This is a genomic window from Aquaspirillum serpens DSM 68 (assembly GCF_000420525.1).
GTDB classification, from domain to species: domain Bacteria; phylum Pseudomonadota; class Gammaproteobacteria; order Burkholderiales; family Aquaspirillaceae; genus Aquaspirillum; species Aquaspirillum serpens.
The window spans coordinates 39,137-48,605 of record NZ_ATVC01000010.1 but is presented as its reverse complement, the minus strand read 5'-3'; the positions used below and the strand labels follow the sequence as shown (position 1 = coordinate 48,605).

The following is a 9,469-nucleotide window of genomic DNA, read 5'->3' as shown; positions in this document are numbered from 1 at the left end:
TGCGCAATTCGGTGACAAAGATTCGTGTGCAATTAGATGAAAATGGCAAGATTCAGCTCGAAGCGGGCGGTCGTCCATGGTTATTAGTGGTCGAGAATTTGTATTAATTGATATAAATGATTTTTTTGTAAAATTTAAACAAAAAATATTCGCTCGTGATATAATTGTTCTTGTCAACCTTTAGACAGGGATAAACATCATGATCTCGTGTCTCGTGTCTCGTGTCTCGTGTCTCGTGTCTCGTGTCTCGTGTCTCGTGTCTCGTGTCTCGTGTCTCGTGTCTCGTGTCTCGTGTCTCGTGTCTGGAGACAGATTTGTCTGTTGTTAACGGGTGCTGTCGCAAGTACTAGTGCGGTGGCAAGTATTCGACCTTATTCAGAGTCTGTCATCATGGCTTCACCTTTGTTTCCATGGTTGATCACTTTCTTGCTGCTCTGCCTTTGCGCTGTGCTTTGGTGGCAATGGCAAACGAGTCAAAAAAAGTATCACTACCTCCGCTCGGTACTACATCATTTCCCCGAACCTGCGCTTGTTATTCGGCAAGGCCGATTTGTCGATTGCAACCCAATTGCGCTGAATATCTTAGGCTATGTCGACAACTCTGCTGTCGTTGGCAAAACACCCGCTGAACTGTCTCCCCCGTATCAGCCAGACGGTGAGTTATCTGAACAAAAAGCCAATGACCTGATGCAGTTATTAAGCGAAGGTCAACAGCAACAACGCTTCGAATGGACTCATGTTCGTGCCGACGGCAGCCTATTTTTTGCTGAAGTCTCACTGTCTTATTTTTCTACCGATGGTCAAGAGTGCATGTTGGTGACATGGCACGACATTGGTTTACGCAAAATTGCCCAACAACACCTAGAAGAAGAACTGAAATTGTTTTCTTCCGGCCCTGTGATGGTGATGAGTTGGTTGCCTTCGCGTGGTTGGCCATTGCGCCATGTTTCAGACAATGTAGCGGCGGTGTTGGGATATCAAAAACATGAAGTGTTCGCAGATACCTTTCATTTCTTCGATTTAATTTATCCCGAAGATCAATCGCGTATTACTGCCGAAGTGGCGAATTATATTGCGTCCAAGACCCCACATTTTGAACAGAGCTATCGGATCCGACATAAAGACGGTGACTATCGCTGGTATTACGATTTCACTCGTTTAGTGTTTGATGATAAGGGTGAGTTGTTGCATATCCGTGGCTATTTGTTTGATCAAACTCATCTCAAAACGCTGGAACAGCATCTTGAACAAGAACGCCAGCGTCTAAGCAATATCTTATGGGGTACCAGTGTTGGGACATGGGAATGGCACATTCCTTCGGGTGAGACCCGTTTTAATGAGCGTTGGGCCGAAATTATTGGTTATCGCCTTGACGAGTTACAACCTATTAGCATCAATACTTGGTTGCATTTTACGCATCCTGAAGATTTTGCTGCCTCAGAATCGTTGCTCCAAGCCCATTTTGCAGGTGAGGTGGACTGTTATGAGGCCGAAGTTCGCATGCGCCATCGTGAGGGGCACTGGGTATGGGTGTTAGACCGAGGTAAAGTGGTCTCGCGTGACGAAAATGGTCAACCGTTATGGATGGCTGGGACACATACGGATATTAGCCGGCGTAAACAGGCTGAATTCGCTTTGCGTAGTAGCGACGTTCGGATGCGCAGTCTGTTTGAGATGTTGCCAGATGGGGTGGTATTGATTGACCCTGAAACCGCTTTACCTGTGCAATTCAATCCTGCTGCCCATCAACAACTCGGTTATAGCGCAGACGATTTCGCGCTTTTGCCGATTCCGGCATACGACGCTTATGAACATCCAGAGCAAACCACCGCTCGTTTCGAGCATCTGTTAACCGAGGGTTATGACGATTTTGAAACGCTACACCGCAAGCAAGATGGCAGTGTGATCACTGTCCATGTCACAGTGCAGCGGGTGGAATTAGAAGATCAACCTCACTTCTTGACGATTTATCGCGACATCACGCAACGTAAAGAAACTGAACGTTTATTGGCGCTGCAACGCGAGGAACTGGCTCGTTCCAATGCCGAATTAGAACAGTTTGCCTATGTTGCTTCGCATGATCTACGCCAACCCCTGCGAATGATCAGCAGCTATGTGCAACTGTTGGAACAAAGTTTGGCACAACATCTCAACACCGATACACAACAGATGATATTCTTTGTTCGTGATGGTGCATTGCGTATGGATCAGATGTTGGTGTCGTTGTTGGAATACTCTCGGGTTGGGCGCAAAGGGTCACCTTTGGCCGTAGTGGACAGTCGTGAACCTCTTGATGAAGCGTTGCATTTTTTGTCGCCAGCGATTCATGAAGCACAAGCGCACATCGACATCCTTGGCGAGTGGCCACAATTACACGTCTCTCGTGATGAACTGACCCGTTTATTTCAAAATTTAATTGGTAACGCAATCAAATATCGCGCACGAGATCGCACCCCCCATATCGTCATCACCGTAGAAGCGAAGGATGAGGAAGGGTGGTTATTTTGTGTCAAAGATAATGGGATTGGTGTTGCGCCAAACCAATTCCACCGTTTGTTCAAAGTCTTTCAGCGTTTGCATACTCGTAATGAATATGAGGGCAGCGGGGTGGGGCTGGCGGTGTGCCGTAAAATCGTTGAGCGACATGGTGGAAAAATTTGGATTGAATCTGCTGGCGAAGGGTGTGGCAGTATGTTTTATTTTTCGTTGCCAAAATGGCAAGCTCAACCAGAAATAGCAATAGATGCTTTGGTTGCTTGATGAAAATTTGATATGCTTTCAGTCTTTCTTGTTCTTCACATAGGAAAAATCCATGTATCCCGATCCTACCAGCACACCCGCCGCTTGTCCTGTTGTGCTTGTGATCGAGGATGATCCTGGTGATGCACAACTGATTCGATGGCAGCTTTTAGAGCGCAGTCCAACCGCATTTGATGTTCATATTGTCGAAAGTCTGGCGGCGGCTGAACGCAAAATCCACCAAGGGATTCACCCCGACGTGGTATTGCTCGACCTTAATTTGCCAGATTCTTTTGGCATCTCAACGGTCGCTAGCTGCCGTAAATTATTACCTGATGCGCCGATTGTGGTGCTAACGGGATTGGACCAGCACGAAACCATTCAAACAGCGATTGCCGCCGGCGCAGAGGATTTTCTCAGTAAAGGCACCGATGGCAGTAACGTCAGAAAAGCCATCCGCTATGCCATCCTACGGCATGATCGTGAAGCGGATGCGCGCCTTGCCGCGACGGTGTTTACCCACGCCTCTGAAGGCATCATGATTACCGCGCCGGATGGTCATATCATCGAATGTAATGCGGCTTTGAGTGATATGACTGGTTATCCCCGCGATGAGCTACTCAATCAACCTTCCTATTTATTGAATGCGCCGCAGCATCAAGCCGCTTTTGATGACAATCTATGGTCATATCTCCAACAGCAGGGGCAATGGCAGGGTGAGGTGTGGAATCAGCGTAAGAATGGTGAATTGTTTATTGCCCAGTTGATGATCAGTGCGGTTTACGATGGTCGTGGGGTGATTTCTCATTATGTCTGTTTCTTTACGGATATCACGCTACAAAAACAGCAACAACAACAACTAGAACGACTGGCCCATTTTGATGCCTTGACGGGTTTGCCAAACCGCGCTTTGTTGGCTGATCGTCTGAGCCAAGAAATGCGTCATACCCATCGCCAAAATAGCAAAATTGCCTTGATTTATATTGATTTGGATGGCTTCAAGGCGGTGAATGACACCTATGGTCATCAAGCAGGTGACGTGCTGTTGACCACTGTGGCGCGGCGAATGCGGCAAGCCTTACGCGAGACCGATACCGTCGCACGGTTAGGTGGTGATGAATTCGTGGCGGTGGTCACCGATCTATCGGAACACGCTGATACGATCATCTTACTTGATCGTCTGTTAGGGGCGGCAGCACAGCCGGTGGCATTTAGTGATGCACAGCTGCAAGTGTCGGCCAGCATTGGGGTTGCCCTCTATCCTGTGCATGGCGCGGTTGATGCCGATTTTCTACTCCGCCAAGCCGATCAAGCGATGTATCGTGCGAAACAAAGCGGTAAGAATCGCTATCGTTTTTTTGATCCCGAAGAAGACAAACGGGCGCGTGAGTTACACCAACGCTTAGAACGTTTGCACCAAGCGTTTACTTTGGGCGAATTTTTCTTGTTATATCAGCCACAAGTCAATATGCGCACGGGTGAACTGATGGCGGTTGAGGCACTGTTGCGCTGGCAGCCCGATTCAGACACGGTTGTTTTACCGCGAGATTTTCTACCTATTTTAGATAATGATAAGTTGTGTTTGCAGCTGGGTGAATGGGTGGTGCATTCCGCGCTACAACAAATGTTGCAATGGCAAACGCAAGGTTTATCGATTTCTGTCAGTGTCAATCTGAGTGCTCGACAATTTCAATCGTCTGCATTTCTGCCATTTTTGGGTGAAGTGCTGGCGCGTTACCCCGAATTACCGCGTTTTAGTCTGTGTTTAGAAATCATAGAAACCAGCGCACTCGATGATATGGCGGCGACATCGGAGGCGATTCGCACCTGCAATGCCTTGGGGGTGGCTGTGGCATTGGATGATTTTGGCACTGGTTATAGTTCGCTTGACTATATCCGCCGTCTGTCCGCCAGTCAGCTTAAAATTGATCATCGTTTTGTTGGCAATATGTTGAACGACCCTGATGATTTGGCGATGCTCGAGGGCGTGTTAGGGCTGGCTCATGCTTTCCGCTGCCGTGTGGTGGCAGAGGGCGTGGAGTCAGAAGAGCAAGGTAATTTTCTATTACGTTTAGGATGTGAGTTGGCGCAGGGGTTTGCTATTGCACATCCCATGCCGGCGGAACAGGTGGCGGCGTGGTTGGCAACTTGGCAGCCGCCCGTGCGCTGGCGCAGTCTTTCGCGGGCCAGCCGTGATCTATTGCCATTATTGTTTGCAGCGGTAGAACATCGGGCGTGGATTCGTACGATTGAATCACACCTCTCATCCGCCCCTTCTGCCATACCTTTACCTGCATTAGATGAAACGCAATGCCGTTTTGGTCAATGGCTGTTGCAAGAAGATTTAACCCGCTATGGTTCGCCGGCATTGTTTGCTGAAATAGACCGCTTACATCGCGAAACTCATCAATTAGCACGCCAATTACTCGGCCAACAACAGCAAGACATGCCTACGGATGGTGCTCAGTTGCAACAGTTACGTGGGCTAAGCGAACAGCTGTTTGCTTTGCTGGTGTATGACGGCAGTGCCATTTTGCCGTTACCACCGCGTTAGTTTTACATTGAAGCGGTTGTGCCTTCTGTGCTATCCTCTCGCGCCGCGCTAATGAGTTAGCGCGTATTACTCACATTCGCGCCAAAGGGTGCCTTTAGGTCAACCGCGCGAATGGCGGAATAACCCTTTGATTTTCAGGAATTACTGATGTCCACTCAAGTTACTATGCGCCAAATGCTCGAAGCTGGCGTGCACTTTGGTCACCAAACTCGCTTCTGGAACCCAAAAATGTCTCAGTACATTTTTGGCAGCCGCAACAAGATTCATATCATCAACCTCGAAAAAACCCTGCCTTTGTTCCTCGAAGCACAAAACTATGTGCGTCGTTTGACTGCAAACAAAGGTACCGTGTTGTTCGTGGGTACAAAGCGTCAAGCTCGTGACATCGTGCGCGAAGAAGCCGCACGCGCTGGTATGCCTTACGTTGACCAACGCTGGTTGGGCGGTATGTTGACTAACTTCAAAACCGTCAAACAATCGATCAAGCGTCTGGAAGACAAACAAGCTTTGTTGACCAATGCTGATGCTGGTTACAACAAGAAAGAAATGTTGGATCTGCAACGCGAAGTCGAAAAACTCGACCGCAGCTTGGGCGGTATCCGCGAAATGAAAGGTTTGCCTGACGCAATCTTCATTATCGACACTGGCTACCAAAAAGGCGCAGTGAGCGAAGCACAAAAACTGGGTATTCCAGTGATTGGCGTGGTGGATACCAACAACACTCCAGACGGCGTGAACTATGTGATCCCTGGTAACGACGACTCTGCTCGCGCAATTCGTCTGTACGCTCGTGGTATCGCTGATGCCGTGTTGGAAGGCAAAGCACAATCGCTGCAAGAAGTGGTTGCCGCTGCTGCTGAAGCACAAGCTGCCGCTGCTGAGTAATTTGCTCGAGACAGTCTAAGCAAAAAGGGGCGTATGCCCCTTTTTTTGAATGTGGCGTCATTGCCGCTTGTCATCAAACGGTAATCGCCAAAATCGTATCTTTGACGGCTGTGGCTTCACAACCGTAATTCTATTTATTCAGGAGTCATTCAATGGCTGAAATTAGCGCAAAAATGGTGGCCGATCTGCGTGCCGCAACCGGTCTGGGCATGATGGAATGCAAAAAAGCCTTGGTTGAAGCAGAAGGCGATATCAAAAAAGCTGAAGAAATCCTGCGTATTAAATCGGGTGCGAAAGCAGGTAAATTGGCTGGCCGTACTGCTGCCGAAGGCGTGATTGCTAACTTGATCGACGGCCAAAATGGCGTGTTGTTAGAAGTCAACTGCGAAACCGACTTCGTGGCAAAAGATGACAGCTTCTTGGCTTTTGCTAACGCTGCCGCTAAAGCCGTGTTGGCGGTAAACCCAGCTGACGTTGAAGCGCTGATGGCCGCCAACGATGGCGCTTTAGAAGCTGAACGTAAAGCCGTGATCGCTAAATTGGGCGAGAACATCTCTGTTCGTCGCTTTGTGCGTTACGAAACCGCCGGCAAATTGGCTGCATACTTGCATGGCTCGAAAATTGGCGTGTTGGTTGACTTCGACGGTGCTGATGAGCAAGTGGGTAAAGATATCGCGATGCATATCGCTGCTTCTAAGCCAATTTGTGTGTCGAAAGACGAAGTACCTGCTGAAACCTTAGAATCCGAACGCCGTATCTACACCGCACAAGCGGCTGAGTCTGGCAAGCCTGCTGATATCGTGGCAAAAATGGTTGAAGGTCGTATCACCAAATACTTGGCTGAAGTGACTTTGTTGGGCCAAGCTTTCGTGAAAAACCCAGACCAAACCGTAGAAAAACTGTTGGCTGAAAAATCCTCGAAAGTGAACCGCTTCACCATGTTTGTTGTAGGCGAAGGCATCGAGAAAAAACAAGAAGACTACGCTGCTGAAGTGGCTGCTGCCGCCGCTGCTGCAAGCAAAGCGTAATTTCTGTTTTCTTACGCGAAAAGGCACCTCGGTTATGAGGTGCCTTTTTTCGAACATACTGATTGGGTATGCCAAATGAGGAAATTTGCGTTGTTCAAGTTTGCTGATTTGGCAATTCCGATTGTCACTGTTTTATCTTTTAAGCATTTATAAAGGTCTAAGTCATGAGCGAAACCCGCACCCCGGCTTATCAGCGCATCCTGCTGAAATTGTCCGGCGAAGCCCTGATGGGGGATGACAGCTACGGTATCAACCGTGAAACCATCGAACAAATTGTGACCCAAATTCAAGAAGTGCTCGCATTCGGCGTGCAAATTGCGATTGTGATCGGTGGTGGCAACATCTTCCGTGGCGTAGCGCCGACTGCGGCTGGGATGGATCGTGCAACAGCAGATTATATGGGGATGTTGGCGACAGTTATGAATGCACTGGCATTGAAAGATGCCATGAGCCGCCGTGGTATGTCTGCTCGAGTGCAATCGGCCTTAACCATGCAACAAATTGCTGAACCCTATATTCGCAGCAAGGCATTGCAGTATTTGGAAGATGGCAAAGTGGTGATTTTTGCTGCTGGTACGGGCAATCCGTTCTTTACCACCGATACCGCTGCTGCGTTGCGTGGGATGGAAATGAACGTCGATGTGATGTTAAAGGCAACCAAAGTCGATGGGGTTTACACTGACGATCCGAAGAAAAACCCCGAAGCCACTCGCTATCAAAAACTGACTTTTGATGAAGCGATTATCAAAAATCTGAAAGTGATGGATGCTACTGCGCTGGCGTTATGCCGTGACCAAAAACTGAATATCAAAGTATTTAGCATTTTCAAAGAAGGCGGTCTGCGTCGTGTGGTGCTTGGCGATGATGAAGGCACACTGGTACACTGCTAAACATTTTTTTCTCCAACCCTTGCTTTGGAGTGTGATTTCCAATGATTAATGATGTTAAAAAATCTGCTGAACAGCGGATGCAAAAAACCCTAGAAACCTTCAAAACCGATTTGACCAAAGTGCGGACTGGTCGCGCTCATACCGGTTTGCTCGACCATATCACCGTCGATTATTACGGTTCGCCCACACCGATTAACCAAGTCGGTAATGTCACGCTGATCGATGCGCGTACCATCGGGGTGCAAGCATGGGAAAAGGGCATGGCGGCAAAAATTGAAAAAGCGATTCGTGACTCTGATTTGGGTCTGAATCCTGCTTCTAATGGCGATTTAATTCGTGTGCCAATGCCGATGTTGACTGAAGAACGTCGTCGCGATTTAACCAAAATCGTGAAAGGTGAAGCAGAAAACGCCCGTGTGGCCGTTCGCAATGTGCGCCGTGATAGCAATAACGATCTGAAAAATTTGTTGAAAGACAAAGCGATTACCGAAGACGAAGAGCGTCGTGCCCAAGAAGACATCCAAAAGCTGACTGACAAGTTTGTCGCCGAAATCGACAAAGCTTTGGCAGAAAAAGAAAAAGAGCTGATGGAAATCTAAGGAGCATTACCCTTTGCCCAGTAGCACGCAAACTCTGCCCACGGTGGATGCCGTTCCCCGCCACATTGCCATCATTATGGATGGCAATGGGCGCTGGGCAAAACGCCGCTTTTTACCTCGCATTGCGGGGCATAAACGCGGGGTGGAAGCGGTGCGCGCCACGGTGCGCGCTTGTTCGGAACTTGGAGTGCAATACCTGACGCTGTTTGCTTTTTCTAGCGAAAATTGGCGGCGGCCTCTCGAAGAAGTCTCGTTTTTAATGGGGCTATTCTTAGATGTGCTCGAACGCGAGGTTGAACGGTTACACCGCAACGATATCCGGTTGCAAGTGATTGGCAATCGTGCGCGTTTTTCTGCTGACTTGGTGGCACGCATCGAGGCGGCTGAGGCACGGACAGCCAATAATCAAGGCTTGGTGTTGACGGTGGCTGCCGATTACGGTGGGCGGTGGGATATTTTGCATGCAGTGAACCAACTGCTGGCCGCAGGTCACGATCCTCAGCAACCGGTACAAGAGGCCGATCTCCAGCCCTATTTGTCCCTAGGTCAAGCGCCTGAACCCGACTTGTTTATCCGCACCGGCGGTGAACAGCGGATAAGTAATTTCCTGCTGTGGCAGCTGGCCTATGCCGAGCTGTATTTCACTGAAACCTTATGGCCCGATTTCGATCGCGCTGCGCTCGAAGCGGCCATGCATTCTTATCGTTGTCGCGAACGTCGCTTTGGCCGCACCAGCGAACAGCTTGACCCCGCGCTGCGTCGCTTGGATTAGTT

The 9,469-nt window shown here is 49.0% G+C and carries 7 protein-coding genes; all 7 read left to right on the top strand.

Annotated features, from left to right (window positions below; translation table 11 throughout):
- The first annotated feature begins 390 nt into the window (after window positions 1–390).
- Window positions 391–2,760 (top strand): PAS domain-containing sensor histidine kinase, encoded by a 2,370-nt coding sequence (locus tag G465_RS14950; protein WP_022653124.1) that lies wholly within the window; start codon window positions 391–393, stop codon window positions 2,758–2,760.
- Window positions 2,761–2,812: 52 nt separating this feature from the next.
- Entirely contained in the window at window positions 2,813–5,293 is a 2,481-nt protein-coding gene (locus G465_RS13305; protein WP_052165371.1) for an EAL domain-containing protein, read from the top strand.
- 147 nt (window positions 5,294–5,440) lie between these two features.
- Window positions 5,441–6,178, top strand: a complete 738-nt coding sequence (gene rpsB, locus G465_RS0103600) for a 30S ribosomal protein S2 (RefSeq protein WP_027405142.1) — start codon at window positions 5,441–5,443, stop codon at window positions 6,176–6,178.
- A gap of 152 nt (window positions 6,179–6,330) precedes the next feature.
- Entirely contained in the window at window positions 6,331–7,206 is an 876-nt protein-coding gene (gene tsf / locus G465_RS0103595) for a translation elongation factor Ts (protein WP_022653122.1), read from the top strand.
- 164 nt (window positions 7,207–7,370) lie between these two features.
- A complete protein-coding gene (pyrH, locus tag G465_RS0103590; protein ID WP_022653121.1) occupies window positions 7,371–8,096 on the top strand; it encodes a UMP kinase in 726 nt (241 codons plus the stop codon).
- 41 nt (window positions 8,097–8,137) lie between these two features.
- The gene (gene frr / locus G465_RS0103585) at window positions 8,138–8,695 is read left to right on the top strand and encodes a ribosome recycling factor (protein WP_022653120.1); all 558 of its coding nucleotides are present in this window, start codon (window positions 8,138–8,140) and stop codon (window positions 8,693–8,695) included.
- Between the two features lie 13 nt (window positions 8,696–8,708).
- Complete coding sequence (gene uppS / locus G465_RS0103580) at window positions 8,709–9,467, top strand: polyprenyl diphosphate synthase (protein WP_040399082.1); 759 nt, start codon at window positions 8,709–8,711, stop codon at window positions 9,465–9,467.
- The last annotated feature ends 2 nt before the right edge of the window (window positions 9,468–9,469 follow it).

Bases quoted from the DNA above. Each gene is read 5' to 3' on its own strand.
- G465_RS14950 (WP_022653124.1), top strand. From the start codon at position 391: ATGGCTTCACCTTTGTTTCCATGGTTGATCACTTTCTTGCTGCTCTGC.
- G465_RS13305 (WP_052165371.1), top strand. From the start codon at position 2,813: ATGTATCCCGATCCTACCAGCACACCCGCCGCTTGTCCTGTTGTGCTT.
- rpsB (WP_027405142.1), top strand. From the start codon at position 5,441: ATGTCCACTCAAGTTACTATGCGCCAAATGCTCGAAGCTGGCGTGCAC.
- tsf (WP_022653122.1), top strand. From the start codon at position 6,331: ATGGCTGAAATTAGCGCAAAAATGGTGGCCGATCTGCGTGCCGCAACC.
- pyrH (WP_022653121.1), top strand. From the start codon at position 7,371: ATGAGCGAAACCCGCACCCCGGCTTATCAGCGCATCCTGCTGAAATTG.
- frr (WP_022653120.1), top strand. From the start codon at position 8,138: ATGATTAATGATGTTAAAAAATCTGCTGAACAGCGGATGCAAAAAACC.